Origin of the sequence: Nitrosomonas marina, from assembly GCF_900111605.1 — a bacterium.
In the GTDB taxonomy this organism is placed as follows: Bacteria; Pseudomonadota; Gammaproteobacteria; order Burkholderiales; family Nitrosomonadaceae; genus Nitrosomonas; species Nitrosomonas marina_A.
Genome location: NZ_FOIA01000004.1, coordinates 114,596 through 133,930 on the forward strand (window position 1 = coordinate 114,596; position 19,335 = coordinate 133,930).

20 protein-coding genes and 3 tRNA genes are annotated in these 19,335 nt (G+C 47.4%); 15 read left to right on the forward strand and 8 right to left on the reverse strand.

Annotated features, from left to right (window positions below):
- Positions 1–374: 374 nt before the first annotated feature.
- The 5 genes from BMY62_RS03090 to trxA all read right to left on the reverse strand — a co-directional run bounded on the left by BMY62_RS03090 (position 375) and on the right by trxA (position 2,570).
- A tRNA-His gene (locus BMY62_RS03090) sits at positions 375–450 on the reverse strand.
- 87 nt (positions 451–537) lie between these two features.
- Positions 538–614, reverse strand: a tRNA-Arg gene (locus BMY62_RS03095).
- A 38-nt stretch (positions 615–652) separates the two neighbouring features.
- Positions 653–729: transfer RNA gene (locus BMY62_RS03100), tRNA-Pro, on the reverse strand.
- Positions 730–815: 86 nt separating this feature from the next.
- A complete protein-coding gene (rho, locus tag BMY62_RS03105; RefSeq protein ID WP_090656450.1) occupies positions 816–2,075 on the reverse strand; it encodes a transcription termination factor Rho in 1,260 nt (419 codons plus the stop codon).
- 168 nt (positions 2,076–2,243) lie between these two features.
- Positions 2,244–2,570: a thioredoxin TrxA gene (gene trxA / locus BMY62_RS03110; protein ID WP_090627887.1), complete on the reverse strand. Its 327-nt coding sequence runs from the start codon at positions 2,568–2,570 to the stop codon at positions 2,244–2,246.
- 365 nt (positions 2,571–2,935) lie between these two features.
- On the opposite strand from trxA, the gene BMY62_RS03120 reads away from it, so the two are divergent.
- The 9 genes from BMY62_RS03120 (at position 2,936) to BMY62_RS03160 (ending at position 11,458) form a co-directional block, all read left to right on the forward strand.
- Positions 2,936–3,550 carry a DNA-3-methyladenine glycosylase family protein gene (locus BMY62_RS03120; RefSeq protein ID WP_256207405.1) on the forward strand — a complete coding sequence of 205 codons (615 nt, stop codon included), beginning with the start codon at positions 2,936–2,938 and terminating at the stop codon, positions 3,548–3,550.
- Positions 3,551–3,760: 210 nt separating this feature from the next.
- Entirely contained in the window at positions 3,761–4,918 is a 1,158-nt protein-coding gene (locus tag BMY62_RS03125) for a cysteine desulfurase family protein (protein WP_090656460.1), read from the forward strand.
- A gap of 107 nt (positions 4,919–5,025) precedes the next feature.
- Complete coding sequence (locus BMY62_RS03130; RefSeq protein WP_218142928.1) at positions 5,026–5,760, forward strand: phosphocholine cytidylyltransferase family protein; 735 nt, start codon at positions 5,026–5,028, stop codon at positions 5,758–5,760.
- Between the two features lie 15 nt (positions 5,761–5,775).
- Complete coding sequence (locus tag BMY62_RS03135; RefSeq protein ID WP_090656464.1) at positions 5,776–6,219, forward strand: HIT family protein; 444 nt, start codon at positions 5,776–5,778, stop codon at positions 6,217–6,219.
- On the forward strand, positions 6,216–7,349 hold the full coding sequence (locus BMY62_RS03140; RefSeq protein ID WP_090656467.1) for a fatty acid desaturase family protein: 1,134 nt from the start codon (positions 6,216–6,218) through the stop codon (positions 7,347–7,349). The genes BMY62_RS03135 and BMY62_RS03140 overlap by 4 nt, the downstream gene beginning before the upstream one ends.
- Positions 7,349–8,083, forward strand: a complete 735-nt coding sequence (locus BMY62_RS03145; RefSeq protein WP_090656594.1) for a 2,3-bisphosphoglycerate-dependent phosphoglycerate mutase — start codon at positions 7,349–7,351, stop codon at positions 8,081–8,083. The genes BMY62_RS03140 and BMY62_RS03145 overlap by 1 nt, the downstream gene beginning before the upstream one ends.
- 33 nt (positions 8,084–8,116) lie before the next feature.
- Positions 8,117–8,659 carry a DNA-deoxyinosine glycosylase gene (locus BMY62_RS03150; protein WP_090656470.1) on the forward strand — a complete coding sequence of 181 codons (543 nt, stop codon included), beginning with the start codon at positions 8,117–8,119 and terminating at the stop codon, positions 8,657–8,659.
- 9 nt (positions 8,660–8,668) lie between these two features.
- On the forward strand, positions 8,669–9,895 hold the full coding sequence (locus BMY62_RS03155; RefSeq protein ID WP_090656473.1) for a YcjF family protein: 1,227 nt from the start codon (positions 8,669–8,671) through the stop codon (positions 9,893–9,895).
- Positions 9,896–11,458 carry a GTPase family protein gene (locus tag BMY62_RS03160; RefSeq protein ID WP_090656476.1) on the forward strand — a complete coding sequence of 521 codons (1,563 nt, stop codon included), beginning with the start codon at positions 9,896–9,898 and terminating at the stop codon, positions 11,456–11,458. It abuts the gene before it with no gap.
- Between the two features lie 301 nt (positions 11,459–11,759).
- On the opposite strand, the gene zapD is transcribed toward BMY62_RS03160, so the two are convergent.
- A complete protein-coding gene (gene zapD, locus BMY62_RS03165; RefSeq protein ID WP_090656479.1) occupies positions 11,760–12,515 on the reverse strand; it encodes a cell division protein ZapD in 756 nt (251 codons plus the stop codon).
- Between the two features lie 174 nt (positions 12,516–12,689).
- Between zapD and BMY62_RS03170 the strand changes: the two genes are divergently transcribed.
- Complete coding sequence (locus tag BMY62_RS03170; protein WP_256207406.1) at positions 12,690–13,208, forward strand: GlcG/HbpS family heme-binding protein; 519 nt, start codon at positions 12,690–12,692, stop codon at positions 13,206–13,208.
- On the opposite strand, the gene BMY62_RS03175 is transcribed toward BMY62_RS03170, so the two are convergent.
- On the reverse strand, positions 13,209–13,961 hold the full coding sequence (locus BMY62_RS03175) for an EI24 domain-containing protein (protein WP_090656481.1): 753 nt from the start codon (positions 13,959–13,961) through the stop codon (positions 13,209–13,211).
- 233 nt (positions 13,962–14,194) lie between these two features.
- On the opposite strand from BMY62_RS03175, the gene BMY62_RS03180 reads away from it, so the two are divergent.
- From BMY62_RS03180 to BMY62_RS03190, 3 genes are all read left to right on the forward strand, one after another.
- Positions 14,195–14,455, forward strand: a complete 261-nt coding sequence (locus BMY62_RS03180; protein WP_090656484.1) for a hypothetical protein — start codon at positions 14,195–14,197, stop codon at positions 14,453–14,455.
- A gap of 36 nt (positions 14,456–14,491) precedes the next feature.
- On the forward strand, positions 14,492–15,295 hold the full coding sequence (locus BMY62_RS03185; RefSeq protein ID WP_256207407.1) for a carbonic anhydrase: 804 nt from the start codon (positions 14,492–14,494) through the stop codon (positions 15,293–15,295).
- Positions 15,296–15,765: 470 nt separating this feature from the next.
- A complete protein-coding gene (locus tag BMY62_RS03190) occupies positions 15,766–16,158 on the forward strand; it encodes a hypothetical protein (protein ID WP_090656487.1) in 393 nt (130 codons plus the stop codon).
- A gap of 259 nt (positions 16,159–16,417) precedes the next feature.
- On the opposite strand, the gene BMY62_RS03195 is transcribed toward BMY62_RS03190, so the two are convergent.
- The gene (locus tag BMY62_RS03195; protein ID WP_143058742.1) at positions 16,418–16,984 is read right to left on the reverse strand and encodes a hemerythrin domain-containing protein; all 567 of its coding nucleotides are present in this window, start codon (positions 16,982–16,984) and stop codon (positions 16,418–16,420) included.
- 245 nt (positions 16,985–17,229) lie between these two features.
- Between BMY62_RS03195 and BMY62_RS03200 the strand changes: the two genes are divergently transcribed.
- Both BMY62_RS03200 and BMY62_RS03205 read left to right on the forward strand, forming a co-directional pair.
- On the forward strand, positions 17,230–17,826 hold the full coding sequence (locus BMY62_RS03200) for a hypothetical protein (RefSeq protein WP_143058743.1): 597 nt from the start codon (positions 17,230–17,232) through the stop codon (positions 17,824–17,826).
- Positions 17,827–17,849: 23 nt separating this feature from the next.
- On the forward strand, positions 17,850–19,256 hold the full coding sequence (locus tag BMY62_RS03205; protein WP_143058744.1) for a zinc metalloprotease: 1,407 nt from the start codon (positions 17,850–17,852) through the stop codon (positions 19,254–19,256).
- Positions 19,257–19,335 lie beyond the last annotated feature (79 nt).

The following is a 19,335-nucleotide window of genomic DNA, read 5'->3' on the forward strand; positions in this document are numbered from 1 at the left end:
TCTATCAATATGATATTGCCAGGTACAGCGTTACCGTGGTGTTATGGAGCAAGGCACAGTACGCGGGAAAGGGTTGTTCCCTTTTCAAGTACTGTAACACGGCTGCAGGACACCACGGTAACGCCCTGTGGGTGAGCTTTTCAGCGTCCATGGGCTGCGTTGTGTCTTTTGGTAATAGAGCGACTATTTCCTGCAAGACACGCCTTGCCATGAACACTGACAAGCGCACTGAACCCGGCAATATCATACTGATAGAGTACCAGTGTTTGAAGGTGGTATTGTATCGTGCGAATGCCTGAATATAAAGATTATGAACAGGGTAGTGCGCTGCAAATGCTTACAGCTGTTTGAACATTGAAACAGGAAACCGTAGATGGGGTGGCTGATGGGACTCGAACCCACGACAACCGGAATCACAATCCGGGACTCTACCAACTGAGCTACAGCCACCGTTGAAAGCGACGTGCTGTCGCCTCGTTTTAACCAAACTGGTAAGGTTTGACGTAATCAGAAACCAATTATCAGATAGGAACAGTATGGCGTGCCCGACAGGGATCGAACCTGTAACCCCCAGCTTAGAAGGCTGGTGCTCTATCCAATTGAGCTACGGGCACCTTACCGGACAAGCCTAATGTATATCTAAGGCAGTAATTGGTCGGGGTGGAGAGATTCGAACTCCCGACATCCTGGTCCCAAACCAGGCGCGCTACCAGGCTACGCTACACCCCGAAAAGGGTGAACTATACTCTTTCAACGCAAAAAGGTCAATTTATAGCGAGATGATTTATTCAGGTAAATAATTGCCAGCCGGGTAATCAGACTCTCTTCATGGAATCGAAGAAATCAGCATTGTTTTTGGTCGCTTTAATTTTATCCAGCAGGAATGCCATGGCATCCATGTCATCCATCGGATGCAGCAATTTGCGTAAAACCCAGATTTTTTGCAGAACATCTGGTTCGATCAACAGTTCTTCCCGGCGGGTTCCTGAACGGTTGACATTGATAGCAGGATAAATACGTTTCTCGGCCATGCGGCGTTCAAGATGGATTTCCAAATTGCCTGTGCCCTTGAATTCTTCGTATATCACATCATCCATACGTGATCCGGTATCAATCAATGCGGTTGCGATAATCGTCAGCGATCCGCCTTCTTCAATATTACGGGCCGCTCCAAAAAAACGCTTTGGCCGCTGAAGTGCATTGGCATCGACACCACCCGTCAAAACCTTGCCTGAAGCTGGTGCGACAGTGTTATAGGCGCGTGCCAGCCGTGTAATCGAATCGAGCAGAATAACGACGTCCTTTTTGTGCTCGACCAGGCGTTTGGCTTTCTCGATGACCATATCCGCCACTTGCACGTGGCGCATGGCTGCTTCGTCAAACGTGGATGAAACAACTTCCCCTCTGACGGAACGGATCATTTCAGTGACTTCTTCAGGGCGTTCGTCTATCAGCAGCACCATCAAAATGACATCCGGATAATTCGCTGCGATAGAGTGCGCAATATGCTGAAGCATTACTGTCTTACCCGATTTTGGGCTAGCTACAAGCAGTCCGCGCTGACCTTTTCCAATCGGTGCAATCAGATCGATAATACGACCGGTAATGTTTTCCTCGGCCTTGATGTCACGTTCAAGCTTTAATGGCTCGGTTGGAAATAACGGCGTCAAATTTTCAAAGAGTATTTTATTCTTGGAGTTTTCGGGCGGTTCACTGTTGACTTTGTCGACCTTGACCAGTGCAAAATAACGCTCGCCATCCTTGGGGGGGCGAATTTCTCCGTCAATTGAATCACCTGTATGCAGGTTAAAGCGTCTTATCTGGCTAGGTGAAATATAAATATCATCAGGCCCTGCAAGGTAAGAAGTATCCGGTGAGCGCAGAAAGCCAAAGCCGTCCTGTAAAACTTCAAGCGTGCCCTGACCATATATGCTTTCCCCTTTTTTAGCCTGATTTTTCAACAATGCAAAAATCAGATCCTGTTTTCGCATTCTGTTGGCACCGTCAAGTTCATTTTCGGTAGCCATTTTGATCAATTCGGTAACGTGAAGATGTTTGAGATCAGATAAGCGCATGAAGAAGCTCTTTGATATTGATAGTTAATACGTAGAAAAAAGAAATTTAACGTAAACGATGAACGTCGGAAGGAATGCTGCTGATGGGATAAAATATAGAGTTAGAAAAAAAGAGCGAGGCGGTTGGTCGCCAGCTCTCTATTGATTTAATATGTGAGCATAACGGCTTTAAAGATGGCTGTCAACAAATGCGGTAAGCTGGGATTTTGATAATGCACCTACTTTGGTTGCTTCAACGTTGCCGTCTTTGAACAGCATCAATGTTGGTATGCCCCGAATGCCATATTTTGGCGGGGTAACTTGATTTTCATCGATATTCAGCTTGGCGATTTTGAGGCGACCGTCGTATTCACCGGCAATTTCATCCAGAATTGGTGCAATCATCTTGCAGGGGCCGCACCATTCAGCCCAATAATCAACCAGGACAGGCAAGGAAGACTGTAAAACCTCAGTTTCGAAATTGGCATCAGTAACGTAGTGTATGTGCTGACTCATAAGATCCTCGTTAGAAATTAATTCCGGTTTTTTTTATGAAATGATGATGCTCAATGTGTCAATGCTTTCAGGAAGCTTTGCATAGAGCAATTCTCGTTAAGCAGAGTCGAAAACTCGATTAATTTGCAATCCTATATAAAAATCCGGTAAAAGGGAAGTGTCAATCGCAATCAATTGGCTTATGCATAAATTTTGGTTCATTATTTGTGGTTATCTGCAAAAAAATTTATTTACATTTTTTTTGGTTTTGCGATTGAAAGCTGTATGCCGGTCATGTGCATGATCAATATCGCTACCGGAAACTGAATTCAATCTGCGTGCAAAAAGAAACAGAGAAACAACATCGATGATTATGGTTTTACATGATGCCTGACTACTGGTTACAAGCAACGCAGGAATTGGCTGCCAGAGATGCGGTTATGCGGGATCTTATCCAGTGCTATGATGATGTCGCGCTTAAATCACGCGGCGATGCTTTCTGCACGCTTGCACGTTCGATTGTTGGGCAGCAGATTTCTGTAAAAGCCGCAGAAAGTGTGTGGCAAAAATTTCAAAAGGCCATACCGGATATGACACCGCATGCAATTCATGACGCTGATGACAGTATGTTGCGGGCTTGTGGTCTGTCGCTTCGAAAAATCAGCTATCTAAAGGACTTGTCGCGCCATTTCAGGGAAGATATGCTTGATGTTTCGGCATGGGAAGCAGCAGATGATGAAGCGCTCATCGCACAACTGGTCCGGATTAAGGGAATAGGTCGTTGGACTGCCGAGATGTTTCTGATTTTTCATATGTTGCGCCCTGATGTGTTACCGCTTGATGATATCGGTCTGCAACGTGCAATTTGCAGGCATTATTTTGATAATCAATCTGTCAACAAACAAGACATGCGAAAACTGGCCGAACGCTGGCAGCCATGGCGCTCGGTTGCGACCTGGTATTTATGGCGCAGTCTGGATCCGTTACCGGTAGAATATTGATCCATGGGTATTAAGATTTTGGTTAAACACGCATGTCAGGATCATTCGATCATTCAGATTGATCCGTCAATTTACTTCTGAGCACCGTGTGGTGACGGCAACGTGGATTGCATGCCTTTTTGCTTTGCCCGTAGATAGAATTACAAACAGCCTACGGCACAGATTTATCGGTACATTTTTTGAGACCAACATGACATATCGTATTTATCAATGAAACTTAATTATTTTGACCATAACGCAACTACTCGCGTTGATGATGTGGTGATGGAGGCGATGCTGCCTTACTTTCAACATGAGTATGGTAACGCGTCCAGCCGTCATGCCCTCGGAACGGTTGCAAGGCGCGCTATTGACAAAGCGCGTGAGCAGGTGGCGGCGGCAGTCGGGGTTCAGCCTGTACAGGTAATTTTTGCCAGCGGTGGATCTGAAGCAAACAATCTGTTTATTCGCGGAGCAGCGGACAGTCTGCAACCGGGTCATATGGCAATCAGTGCGGTTGAGCATCCTTGTGTTTTGAAACCAGCTCAGGCTCTGGCGCAGCGTTCAGTAGGACGCTGGACTTTGCAGCGACTGGCAGTTAATCAGCGCGGACAGACTGATCTGGCAGCGGCGCGGGAGGCGATGTCGACGAAAAAACCCGTACTGGTTTCTGTAATGCTGGCGAACAATGAAACCGGTGTAATTCAGGATGTTGCTGCAATTGCAGACTTCGCACGTTCGCAGGAGGCCTATGTGCATACCGATGCGGTACAGGGATTGGGTAAGATTACAGTCGATTTCGCAGCGCTTAATGTGCATGCCATGACGCTGTCGTCTCACAAAATTTACGGGCCCAAAGGAGCAGCCGCTTTGATTGTTGACAAGCGGTTGTTATTGAAGCCATTGATATATGGTGGTGGTCATGAGAACGGATTGCGATCAGGTACAGAGAATGTTCCGGCAATCGTCGGTTTTGGTGTCGCATGCGAACTTGCCAAAGCGCGCATGCTGGACACCGCGCAGCATGTTGCGCGACTGCGTGATACGCTGGAGCAGGGCCTTATTCGTATGGGGGCGGAAATTTTTGGTGCGGGCGCTGAACGTATTCCGAATACCACTTATTTCGCTCTGCCGGACGTAGAAGGGGATACACTGGTTGTAAAACTGGACAAGATGGGTTTTGCAGTTGCCAGCGGCGCGGCCTGTTCCAGTGTCAATCCGGGGCAAAGTCATGTGCTTGAGGCAATGCAGGTAGACCCGCTGCTTGCGCGCTGTGCAGTACGGGTCAGTCTCGGGCGCAGCAATACGCAGGCGCAGATCGAGGAGTTTCTGGCAGCGACGCAAAAAATTGTAGAAGCGCTCAGAAGTATGAGTAGCCTGTCCTTTTAACCGGTTGTTGTGCGGTTGTTGTATTTTGATACTTCAATTTTCAGCAACCTGCACGCTATTCGGGTTAAAATCTCGTACTCTATAATAAATGATCCGAATTCAAATACGTGAACGCTGTCAAAGCGATTATTCTGAGTGCCGGTCAGGGCCGGCGTTTGCTGCCGCTGACCGAAAATTCTCCGAAATGTCTGTTATCCGTTGCTGACAAACCTGTGCTGGCCTGGCAGATCGATGCGCTGCGCGCGGCTGGTGTGCGTGAAATATCCATTGTGGCGGGTTTTCAGGTAGGCCAGATAGAAGCATTGCTGCGGACTAATTATGCAGATTGCGACAAGATCAGGGTTGTGTTCAATCCATTTTATGAAGTAGCGGATAATCTGGCCAGTTGCTGGTTGGCACGCGACGTCATGGATAATGATTTTTTGTTGCTAAACGGCGACACAGTGATCGAACCGGCATTGCTGTCGCAAGTATTGAATTCGCCGTCTGCCCCGATTACACTGAGCGTGGATTTCAAAGAAAGCTATGACGCAGATGATATGAAAGTGCAACTTGATGCGGATGGCTGGGTCAAACAGGTCAGCAAGATTGTGCCGCCAAGCGACATTGATGCCGAGTCGATCGGTCTCGTATACTTCCGCGAAGAGGGGCCGGTTTATTTCAACCAGGCGGTTGAGGAAGCGCTGCGTCACCCAGCCGAATTGAAGTCCTGGTACCTGTCTATCATTGACAAGCTTGCTCGCCAGCGTCTTGTCAATTCGTGTTCTGTAAGGGGGTTTCGCTGGTGCGAAATCGACTTCATAGAGGACTTGGCCCGGGCTGGGATGCTTTTTTCGAAGTAATTGCAAGGAGCGAAGATGAATACGCCTGCTTTCAATGACACGATGCGCAAATTCGGTGCGCCACAAACGGTTATCCATTCGTTCCGACACTGGAGCGTTATGCTTCGTCCTGCTCAGGTCACGCTAGGCGCGTTGGTGCTGGCTGCGCATGAGCCTGCAAGGGCGTTCTCAGAACTCAGTGTAGACAGTTTTGCTGAACTGCGTGAAACAGTTAATCAAATTGAAAGTGCGCTGACCAGGGCATTCCAGTATGACAAAATTAATTATCTGATGCTGATGATGGTTGACCCGGATGTGCATTTTCATGTTATTCCTCGCTACGCGCAACCCAGGCAGTTTGATGATATTGAGTTCATTGATTCAGGCTGGCCTGCGGCGCCGAATCTGGGCAATGTGAACGAAACCGGTGAACGGACAAACCAATTGATTATCGAGCGAATTAAAACCTGCTGGTTATGAACGAAACTGAAGCGGATAAGGCCGGGAAAACTGCAATCGCATACCAGGCTGAACGAACGGTACAGCCGGAAAAAAACGGCGAGGTATTTTCACTGCGTGAGGCGCATAATCTGGTAAGCGACCTGATGACCCCGAATCCATGGATTTACTGGGCGGATTTTTTGTTTAATATCGTTGTTGGATGGACAGCGTTTTTTACTGCGCTGATGTCACCACTGTTTTCGCTGTGGCAGATCGGTGCTTATTTGATTGCCGTGCTGGCTTTGTACCGTGCAGCCATTTTTGTGCACGAACTGGCGCACCTGAAGAAAGGAACGTTTCAAACATTCCGTTTGGTGTGGAATTGCCTGTGTGGTATTCCCTTTATGATTCCGTCGTTTACGTATGACGGGGTGCATAATGACCACCACAGGCGGGATGTTTACGGCACCCTGGATGACGGCGAATATTTGCCGTTTGCAACTCGGAAGCCCATGGAGATGGTCGGTTACGTGCTGTTGTCTTTCATCCTGCCATTGCTGCTGCTGGCGCGCTTTCTGTTGCTGACACCATTATCCTATCTGATTCCGCCGTTGCGTAAAATTGTTTGGGAGCGTGCTTCGTCGCTGACCATTGATCCGAATTACAAGCGTGCGGAGAATGCCATTCGTAACGACCACAACTGGCGGCAGCAGGAACTGGCGGCTTTTCTGTTTTCTTTCGCTATCGTCTCACTGATAATGCTGGAGGTGATTCCGCTTTCGGTGCTCGTGCTCTGGTATCTGGTTGCAGTGATGGTTTTTATACTGAATTCACTGCGTACACTGGCGGCGCATGCGTACCGAAACCCGGGTGAGAAGCCGATGAGTCATGCTGAACAGTTTCTGGATTCCGTTAATGTTCCCGGTAATCCCCTAATAACGCCGCTATGGGCCCCTGTCGGACTGCGTTTTCATGCTACGCACCATCTTTTTATGAATATGCCATACCATAATCTGGGTAAAGCTCAGCGACGTCTGGTCAATGGGCTCAGTGATAATTCACTTTTTCTGACGACCATGCGTAAAAGTCTGTGGGATGCCTTGATGCGTATCTGGCAGGAGTCTGCGCGAGCAACAAATGCGTCTCGAAAAATGCATCACATTGAATGATGGCGGAATTTATTTCTGAAACAAAGGCGGGAACAGCTATAACACGGCTGGTGCTGTTGCGCCATGGCCAGAGTATTTGGAATCGGGATAAGATGTTTACCGGCTGGAGCGATGTTGCCTTAAGCTCAAAAGGCGAGCAGGAAGCTGAACGCGCCGGTGTTTTGCTGCAGCAGGCTGATTTCATCCTGGATTGCTGTTTTTCATCGACACTGCAGCGGGCGTTCGAAACGGCAAGAATTGTATTGTCAGCAATGGCACTCAAATTGCCTGTACAAAAATGCTGGCGCCTGAATGAGCGGCATTATGGCGCACTTGAAGGTCTTGGGCGTTTGGCGGCAGTTCGAAAATTTGGACTATGGCCGGTACTGCGCACGCAAATAAGTTATGATGGCGAGCCGCCCAGGCTTGAAATGGATGATGCGCGTTTTCCGGGCAATCAGTCCGGATACGCCGGAATAGACGTTAAAGAGTTGCCGCTAGGTGAAAGCCTGAGGCTGGCAGCGCAACGTCTGCAGCCCTGCTGGCAGCGTATTATTAAACCGGAACTGGAACACGGCAGAAATGTGCTGATCGTATCGCACAAAAACCTGCTGCGCACGTTAATGGGGCAACTCGAGCATTTGACACCGCAGCAGGTGATGAAGCTGAAACTGCCGACCGGCAGACCGCTTGTATATGAACTGGATCGGACATTAAAGCCTGTCAGACATTATTATATGGATGAAATATCTTGATTATCCGCGGTATCACATACTGTATGTCAATGTATGAACACTATCTACAGCTTCGCACCAATTGCGCAATCGAATGCCGAGATTCTGGTACTGGGCAGCATGCCGGGACGAGCGTCACTTGATGCAAACCAGTATTACGCGCATCCACACAACGCTTTTTGGCGAATCATGGGCGAATTGCTCAATTTCGATCCCAAACATACCGCTTATTCTAAAAAAACAGACGCCCTGAAATCTGCACGCATAGCGCTCTGGGATGTATTGCAATCATGCAGACGGAAAGGCAGTCTAGATTCCAGTATTGAAATCAAGTCCCAGACGGTCAATGATTTCTCCGCTTTCTTTACAACATACACACAGATTCGCGCCGTTTTTTTTAATGGTGCCAAGGCGGAAGACTGCTTCAGGCGATATGTGCTAAAAAACCACATGCCAGAGCTGCAGCAGCAGATGCAGTTTATCCGCCTGCCATCCACAAGTCCGGCGCATGCTGCGCTGTCATTTGCTGAAAAACGTAATCGGTGGGAGCAAATATTTCGCGCAAAATTGTCAGATACATATCCTGTGAGCTATTAATGCAATTCGATGACGAAGGGTAATTTAAAAAACTGGCCGGCTTATTGGGAGCAGCTGCGTAAGGCATTGCTCGACCCCAAAGTCGATGAGGCGTTGCTGGAAAAATCGTTGCAGGAGGCCCGGGAGAAAATGCCGGTGCCGGTATTGTGGCTGATTGGCAAGACGCAGGCGGGCAAGACATCGATTATACGGGCGATGACCGGCAGCGAGACGGCTGAAATCGGCAACGGTTTTCAACCGTGCACGCGGCAATCGCATTTTTACGATTTTCCTGCGGAGATGCCTGTGGTGCGGTTTCTTGATACACGCGGCCTCGGCGAGGTGGCATACGATCCAGCGGAAGATATCCGGTATTGCGAATCCAAGGCGCATTTGCTGATCGCCGTAATGAAAGTTGCGGATGTCAAACAGCAGGCGGTGTTTGATGTCTTGCATGCCATACGGATGCGCCACCCCGAGTGGCCGGTGTTGATGGTGCAGACGGGATTGCATGAATGTTATCCGTTTGGCGGGCAACATGCTCAGCCATGGCCTTATGATCAGGCGCCGTTGCCGGATACGGTGCCCTCCGATCTGAAGCGTGCCTTACTGGCGCAACGCGAAGCAATTGCAGATTTACCCGGTCATGCGGCTATTCGCTGGGTTGCCGTCGATCTGACGCAGCCGGATGACGGTTATGATCCACCAGATTATGGACTCGAGGCCCTGTGGCAGGCGATTGAAGCACTGTCATCGCTGGGACTCGAGAATCTGTTACGAAGTGACAGTCGAGTACATGATTTGTTTGAACAAACGGCGCATCAGCATATCGTCGGTTATTCCACTACGGCTGCTGGGCTTGGTGCTTTACCGGTGGTTGATCTGGTTGCTGTTTCAGCGGTGCAGGCAAAACTGCTGCACAGTCTGGCGGTATTATATGGCCAGCCTTGGGACAAACGTACGATTACTGAATTCCTCGGTTTAATGGGCGCGGGTGTGGCGACCGGTTATCTGGCACGCTGGGCCGGACGCGCGGTGGCCAAAGTCATCCCGTTTTTAGGGCAGACAGTCGGTGCGTTATGGGGTGCCAGCGCCAGTGGTGCTGCTACTTATGCGCTGGGAAAGGCTGCGGTTTATTTTTTCGTCAGACATCGGAACCATCTGAACGTGGATGCGGAAGCAATACGTCGTATTTATGCCGAGGAGCTTGAACGTGGCGCTGCCGTTCTGAAAAACCGGTTACGGGGTAAGTCCTGAATGAAGACGTTATTCCATGGCATAGACACGTTCAGGTTGCTGGGTTTTCTTTTGTTTGTCCTGCCGTTTTTTGTGTTGTTGGGATTAGGTATGGTCTGGTTGTGGCAGCAGGGCTATCTGCTGATCTGGGGGCTGGTTATGCTGGCATGCACTGGTCTTGGCTATGGGCTGCAGCAATTGCTGGTAAGGCGCGACCGCAAACTGCTTGCTGAAGCAGTGACAGAGCCGAATCCGGAATGGCCCCTCAGCGCAGATGAAGCATGGGATCGTATTCAGTCCCTGGTGCAAGACTGCGACCCGGCAGACTGGCCATTGGAAAAAGGCGACTGGATTCTGGCATTGGGCCGACGTGCGCTGGAAACCGTTGCGCGCTGTTACTATCCGCAAGTCGACAGGCCTTTGCTCGAGTTGACCGTGCCACATACGTTGCTGGTAATTGAACGCGCCAGTCGCGACTTGCGGCATGATGTCATGGAAAACATACCGTTCAGTAACCGGCTGAAAATCGGCGCCCTGTTTCGCATGCAGCGCTGGAGAGACAGTGCTGAACAGGTTTTTGACATTTACCGGGCAGGGCGGGCGATTGTCAATCCTGTCGATGCGTTGCTTGGAGAGGCGTGGCGTCATTTGCGAGAACGCAGTTACGGTCAGGCGCGCGACGAGTTACACCGCTGGTTTTTGCGCACCTATATTCGAAAAGTCGGGTATTACGCGATCGACCTGTACAGTGGCCGCCTGGTGCTGACCGATGATGAGCCGGTGACAACGCGTACCATGCGCTCTACCGCTGATATGCACCGTATGGATGAAACGGTGGGTGCGGATAAGGTCGAGGAAGAGCCATTGCGTATTCTGGTGCTGGGTCGTTCCAATGCTGGAAAATCAAGTTTGATTAATGCGCTTTTTGGAAAATTAACAGCGGCTGCCGATATCCTGCCTGACAGCACCGAGATGCTGAAACCATTCGCACTGTCGCGCGCAGGTTTAACACAGGCTTTGGTCTTTGACAGCCCAGGGTGCGACAGCAAATACTTCGACAGTAAAAAGCTGCACGATGCAGCCAGGAACGCCGATCTGATTTTATGGGTCAGCCCTGTCAACCGGCCCGATAGACAGATTGAGCGCGATTGTCTTGATTCGCTTAGGGTGTTTTTTTCAATACAGAAAACCCGCCGACCTCCGCCGTTGCTTGTTGTTGCTAGTCAAGTGGATCGATTACGACCGGCGGGTGAATGGAATCCACCTTACGATCTGGCGCATCCACAAAATGCCAAAGCCGCCAATATTAGTGCTGCAGTAGCGGCGATTGCCGGCGATCTTGCCGTACCGATTGATCATGTTATTCCTGTCTGTCTGATGGAAAATCATGTCTACAACGTAGACGATACATTGTGGGCGGCAATTCTAAATCACCAGGAAGAGGCTTTACGAGCACGCTTTCTGCGTTGTCTGGATGAAAAGAAAAATACGGAAAACTGGATTTTGCTGCGGCGTCAAATGATCAGTGCCGGACGTTTTCTCAAAGATTTGCCAAGCGTGCTCGAAAAGCGTTTGGGCGGTTAAAAAACTTTAGCACTGAGAGTAGGATCTCTGGGGAGTAAACAATTCTAAATGATTTCTGTTGTCTCTGAATTGGTGCCAGGCAAGACATGTGAAGCGTTGTTTGGGTATTTTCCAAAAGAACGGCAATTATTGCAACCTGAAACCATTCAAGAACCAACCTTAAGCTGGATTCATTTTGACCCATACAGCGTTATCAGCCGTTTTTGTCAAGCGTGACTTACTTCGCTTTCCCTGCATTGCTGATACTCATAGTGGGCGATAGTGGAAACAGTCTTCTCATTCAGAACTGGTATTGATAAATCTACAGATTGCAGAACGTCAGTTCAAACGAGACATCTTTTTCATACACTTTGACGCGTTGTCCGGATTGTGAAGGAATGAAACGGATATTCAGTGCATATTTGTTGGCGCTGATTTCAGGTACGCACGGAAAGTCTTCGCTGACACTGACACGCAGCATATGTGCAATATAATCCGAGCCGGGCTGTTGGAAAATACCCTGATACGCAATGTTCTGCGTCGTTTTGCCGCTACCTCTGAGCAGATAGAGAACAATGTCAAACGCATTGCGTATCGGCAGCATTGGCGCGAGCCACTCGTTAAAGTCCTTGCGGCGCAAGGAAGGGTCCAGATTCAGCCAATAATGGTAAGAGGGTAATTCAAATTCGCAAATGCCGCCAGGTATATTCGTGCGTTGCTTGATCGTCATCAGCCATTCATTATCACGCAAATGTTCGCCGACTTTGCCGGATATTTCCAGCATCGACCGGAAGGTGGTCTGGATATTGTCCAGCACGTTATCCAGCGCCGACTCAGAAATGTCCGGATTTTTTCGCAAAGTTTCAAGCAGTTGCTTTTGACGCTCAAGTTCCTGCAGCAAATCGGTTTTTATATCCGCACGACTGGTAACTTCCAGAATCTCGAACAGCGTCATTAACGATGCGTGATGTTGCATCGGCGAATCCTTGGCGGAGAAAAAGTCTATTTTCTTGAACAGATCTTCGAGTTTTAGCAGGGTGCGGATGCGCTCATTAAGCGGGTGTTCGTAACAGATCACGATAAGTCGTGGCTAATCCATAAGAAAACTTAATCTTGCCTCATACAGTAAAAATATACAAATTAATATTTGAAATCTGCAATTCAAGCTGGTGTTGATTTTAGGGTTGTATTCGTTTCATGAGTCTTTACAATAGCGTTTCAGTCACCTGATATTCAAAAGGAATAAATTGCCATGATGAACAAAAAAATCCGACAGGCGGTATTAGTTGCTACAACGCTGTTAGTCTGTGTTTTTTCCGGTACTTCCCTTGCCAAGGAACAGACCGTGAAGCCTGCTTTGACCATGGAGTTATCCGTTAAGGCAGCACTTGCTGCAATCAGTCAGTGCGAAAGTGATGGTTTCAATGTGAGCGTCGCAATTGTCGATCATGCCGGACTGTTGAAAGTACAGTTAAAAGCCGATGGTGCCGGTCCACATACACTGGACAGCAGCCGCCGTAAAGCATATACAGCAAACAGTATGCGTGGTCCGACGCAACGTTATGCCGAACTGGTTGTTAATAGTCCAGATTTGCATAGCCTTGCGCACATGAATGAACATATCCTTCTGCTTGGCGGCGGTTTTCCGATCAGAATGGGCGGTGAAATAGTCGGCGGTGTCGGTGTTGGCGGTGCGCCCGGAATAAAATTTGACGAAATCTGTGCGCGGGAAGCTTTGAAGGTTTTGCAGGCCGACGAACTGTTTGAATAGTTAGTTGCACGATGCGCTGTTGCCCGCGCTTTCGCCGTTTTCCATCGAGCGGACTTTTTCCAGACGCGCCAGCTCGTAGTGGATAAACGCGAGTGCGGTCAACACCGGCGAAAAAAAATTGACAATAGGTATATATTGCAGAAAACCAGTGAGCAAGCCTAATATCCATAACGGAAGTCGGTGAGAAGCGAGCAGTTTCTTGATTTCGGTAGGCGCTGCATGTTCTGATAAGGCATCGTAGCGAAATAATTGCTGATTCAGGAATGCCGCAGCAATGAACGGGACGATGATACCTGCACCAAATGCCCATAATGGCAGTGTAAGGACCCAGATCAGAATATACAGAAACGTTGCATAAAGCGCATTGACCAGACTGCCCACGATGGTGCCGCCGCTTTCTCGTTCAAGACGGGGGTAGCGTCTTTTTGCAACATGATTAATCAGTGCCGGCATTAAAAAAATGGCAGTAATAATCAATGTGGTGATTATCACCAGCGGGATGAAGAAAATGATATTAATCAACCATTGTATGCTGTAGGCCAGCCATCCAGGTGCCTGACTGTCTATCCAGTCTTTTACACCCAGTTCGTCAAAACCCAGATAAATAAATTCCGCAAAAAAATCCCAGAATATCCAGCCAATTAATAACCAGATCATACTGGCTGTTAATATCGGCCAGACCATGATCCAGATAATTTTCAACCGCAATAAATCGCGCGTTGCGTTTGCGATAGCACTTAAAATTTGTGACATAAACACCTTGAAGTAATGATGGTTAACCATAGGTCGGTCGAGCTCAGCGGTATTTTAACAGGCTGTTGGCTTGAGTGAGTTCTGATTGTCGTCTGGTATAGATGGTACAGACTATTTAAGCAGTGTTGCAGTGTCGAGTTTTTTAACACTCAAAAAAATTTTTTATGTTAATTTATATACCCGGAATTCTGTAGTGTTTATCTATTCACCGGTTTTTTTTAAAAGGAGTCGTTATGCTGATCAAAAGAACAGTTTGTTGTGTAGTTCTAAGTCTGGTTTTTTATGGTTCAGCCATGGCTGATACGAATGGGTCATCTGCACCGAGTGGCGACGGAAAACAGAACGGTTTCAGTGTGCCTCAGGAAGATAGGCATGCAACCGAGAACCTTCAGCGGAATCCCAAGGAGAAAAGCAAAGATGCCGCTTCAGGTAAACCATCCGAAAACGGTAAAAAGCCATCCATGGTTGATTTTTGCCGAAAAAACCCTTGCTAAATCCAATCAATAGATACAGTACGAAGGAGAGTGTGCATGATAAACAATCGTCATCTTTCTGGTATGTTTGCAAGTGCTGCGTTTGTTTTTGTTATTAATTCGAGCAGCAGCGCAGAAGGGCTTCACTGGTCGCATGAGGAACAAGCGATGTGGGGATCGATAGAAGACGCATCCCACACCGAAGTGCCACATATATTTCCGTTTGCGGAATGTGCCATTGGTAATCGGCAGTCTCCGATCGACCTTGCCGAGGCTGAGATCGAGCGAACAACAGAGTTAAACCGGTTAAGAATTTGGTATGATACAGATACGCCTGTCTTTTATAACAGTGGTCACGGTATACAGGTTAATACTTCTTTTGATTACACAGGCTATCTGGAAGTGGGGAATGAAACCTACCCGCTGATTCAATTCCATTTTCATGAGCCCAGCGAACACGTTGTCGGCGACAAACAATTTCCAGCTGAACTACATTACGTGCATGTCAGGGAAGATGGCAGGCTGGTTGTAATGGCAGTTGCTATTGAAGAGGGTGAGGTTAATGAGACTTTTCAGACTATTCTGGATAATATTCCTCAAACAGCGGGAGAAATGCGTGAGGGTACGGGCATTGTCATCAATCCGGAAACACTGTTGCCGCCCAACTTTCATAAGCCTGATTTTTATACCTTTGCAGGCTCTTTAACAACGCCGCCTTGTAGCGAAGGTGTGCAGTGGTACTTGTTGGCACGGGCGATTACAGTTTCAGCAGCGCAACTTGAACAGCTGAGAGGGTTTTATACCAACAATGCAAGATTACCTCAGGATCTGAACGGACGGACACTGCTGACTACACAATAAGTTTTCGGTCCATGTCTCAATTTGTGAAGATGAAAAATCAGCGAGCGTCCGTACAGGAGGATTCTGCCGGGATGTTGATGTCAATGTGCTGATTTTCCCGGTAGCGCACACTTGAATCGCGTGCTACCGGGAGAAAGATTAGAGTATATAATGCATAGTGCGTTCCTATTAGGAGGCGGTCGCCTCTTAAGGAAGGGTGTGACAGAAAGATTTTCAAGTGTAAAATGGTTCAGGTTTTTCGGCAGATCAGAGCGCGGTGTCCGAAATCTTTTCGAACACCGTTTCACCAAAACAAGCCATCGTTTAAGTATATTGAAAGTGGAACGCGTCACTTGGCCTTGTCGATAAATCTTTCAGCAACCTGAAGCAGGGCTATAAAATTGCAATCTAACACGGGGTGAATGTTATTCACGTTTTAAAAAAAACCGTTGATTATAAAATAAACCGTTGTTTTAAAGGGAGAGTTTTGTATGAGTATAGAAAGTGAATTTAAGGCGAAATTCGGAGGGTTCTGGAATTCACTGGTGATATTGTTAATCATCATTATTTGTTTACGTTTTTCCAGTCTGGAACTGGCCGAAGAAGATTTGGGCACCCGGGTAATGTGCTCACTGCATTTATTTCTGAGTTGTATTGGCGCAGGTATTGTGCTGGGTATTTTGCGGATATTTTTGTCCTTCTCAAACGATACCTACACGCGCGCGCCTGCGTCTGCCAATTTTACATCCGGTGTACGATACGGCATTGTGGCTGGTGGAGTTTTGATTCTGATTGTAGGCATGCTGCAGCTGGATAATTTCCTGGGGCCGCTGCAACCCGTGGTTGATGCGCTGTTTGGTAAGTTGTATGCGTTATTTGAATAATCGCAGATTGACAGTTGAATGACATTCTGGGAATGGTCAATCCAAGGTAAAAACAGACGACAGAGCAGAATTGATACATCATCAATGATTGTTTGAGCCTGTTTTTACCGGTTTGAGTTTGCAGCCATGGAGTTATCTGCAATTGATTAAAAGCTGTCAGGGCTATAATAGCTGACATGACCATGATGAGTCCTTGTACAGGGTTTTACGATGAACCATGTGGCGACTGGCTGCTCGAGCCTGAGCAACGCTATCTTATTTAGTTCTGTTTGCTTTTTTCCAGGGCCACAATGTATTTGTAGAGTTGGTCGTATTCTTTTTTGGACGGAGTGGCGAACAACGGATCATTTTGCATTCGGATTTCTTTTTCGATCTCGCGCCATTCGTTTTCAGAAAACATGCTGTTCATCAGTGGATAGACATGTTCTATTTCCTTTTCAAGATGCTTTTTTTGTAATTTGACGTAGTCTCTTGATTGGGTCAGCAGTTCATCAGCAGAAACAATGCAGTCTTCAGCAACGTTGTGGAACAGTTCCTGTACTTTTTTGGTTGCCGAAATGATTTCCTGATGTTCATTCTGAAGCTGTTCTATGAGCGAGCTTTCTTTGACATTTTTTTTCAACAGCCTGTTGAATATGATGTCTTCGGCAGGATGATGCCATTTGTCAGGGTAAGTTTGAATATAATCTAATGCACTGAGAATGATGTCCAAGTCAGCACTGCGCTGACTGTCAAAATCATAGCAGTCAATTTCGTGACTGAAACATTCAAGCAATCTCAGCAAATGAGAATGATCAGTATGCAGCTGGCGTTGAATTCTATGCATAACAATTTCTCCAATAGGTTGCTGTTTTGCGATTGGAAACTGGGACGCTTTCGACGTGTTTTCGTCTGCTGATGTGTGCAAACAGGGTTTGGGGCCGGGATTGTTGCAATGTTAATTCCTATCACCCTTTCCAGTCCATCCGCTGACATTTTCACATACGTATAATACTATGTGAATGCGCTTTCCAGATATACTTCTTATAAATCAATCCTATTTTTGACAAAATATTTCTAGTGAAAGTTTTTGTGAACGCTCAAATCTTTTTTTGCATATTATTGTTGCTGTTTTTCTGCCAGTCGGCACATGCTATTCAAGGACTCGAGACGCTAGATTCTGAAGATTTACTGATCAGTTATACAGAAAGAAGCAAGCTTGCACTGTCTTCTGATCATCATATGAGTATTAATGTTTTTCGAGACGGTCATGTCCTGATAGCTTTACCAGAAGCAATGAAAGGCGGTGGCTACTATCGAACGATACTGGACCAGGAAAAGATGGATAGTTTATGGAAATTGATGACTGAAGAATCAATCCTGACATTTGATGCGCGGCATCTCAGGAAAATGCTAACCAGCGAACGGCGATCATTAAAGGAATCGCGTGCAGTTGTGACCAGTGTATCGGATAAGGCGGAAATTCTGATTGAGTATTATCCAAACCGCTACAAGCATGCCGTTCTGACAGGTGAAAGTGATGATGTTATGCGGCGTATTGCATGGACCGATCTCAGGTGGGATGCTGAACAATATGCGCACATTGAAATCATTCAAATGCTGTCAGAAATACAGCATGCGTTATTGTCGATTCTTGATCGGGGTGATCTGCAGTCTGTACATCCCTGACACATTCAGGAAAACACGCGTTTTTGATAAAAGTTTACGATGTCATGCTGAATATTGAGGCGGTTAACAGTTTTTACAGATGGGCATTGGTTTTATTGTTTTTAGTCCTGCTATTCTGGATTTCAATCGCAGAAGCCGGAGTATTTGAGTTTGTCAGTGATGACGATGAAATCGATATTATTACGCACCCGACAGGGTATACCGGTATCGGCGGTGAGTTGATCGTGACAGTCGGGATCGCGCCATTGTCGCCACATGCGGACGAGATGGAAATACCGGTACAGAATGTAATCCAAACGTGGAATCAGCTTGTACCGACAACCGGAAATATCAAGATAGATGGCAATACTGTTCCACGCCGAATGTTTGATTTCGAATCGGTTGCGCTCCATGAACTGGGGCACTGTATTGGTCTGGGGCATCCCAATCTTGGCAGTGAGTCAGGACTGACCGGTGAAGAAAAAGACTATACTAAAGCCGTCAGTGGTGACAACGACAGGTTTGATTTGGATCGTGGTATGGATGGTATTATCGGCTCGGAGGATGATCTTCGCGGGGATGACATCAATCTTCACTGGTTCAACATGGAGAACAACAATCCTTTTTTACTGGCCGAAGTAGTTGATAAAACGACTTACAGCCTGGTGCTGGAAGATCTGCCACCAGGGCATCGTTTCGCTGCGAATGGCGATCGTTTTGTGTCACTTTTGCTAGGGTACGGCAATACCGAGAGCGTAATGCAGCAAGGTATCCTGCTGGGAGAAGCGCGTCGGTCCCTGGTTGCCGATGATGTCGCAACGCTTCGCCTTGCGATGAGTGGACTGGACAGACTGGCTGGAACATCAGACGATTACACATTAACCCTGCAATATGCGGGGATGACCGATACCGCTGATATTGTTTTGAATTTTGACAACAAAACCGCGTTTGCGGCATGCAGCATTACGGGGGTTTTTATTAACGATAAGCACGTGGCAATTCAGCAAGGTCAGATTTCGTTTAATACGGGCTATCAATGGTTTTTTAATCCGGTGCTTGATTCGACAATGCAGGAACAACCGGTATTATCCGTTCGAGTCAACGGACAGGCTGAATCCGCTACGCTGCAAAACGGTGACCGTTTGCTGCTAACCATTGGTCTGAATCCTGGAACAAAAAGTGGGAACCAGGCCGATTACTGGGTGCTTGCAATGACACCACTGGGTGACTATTGGCTGGATAGTCGATTACAGTTCGTTCGTTCTGATACGCCTGTGCGTGCGCATGGTGGGGCGATGATTGCTTTTTCCGATCTGAAAATCTTCGAGGGTGTGGCCGGTAACTTGCCCGCGGGTTCATACACGGTTATATTTGCCGTCGATGATAATCGTGACCAGATTTTCGACGAAACATATCAGCACTCTGTTTCCTTTACAATATTGCCCAGGTAATATTAAGACGGATTGTTTGCAGGAACAAAGAAATTGCATGTTATTATTAATGACTTACCTATGAATATAGGATTAAGTA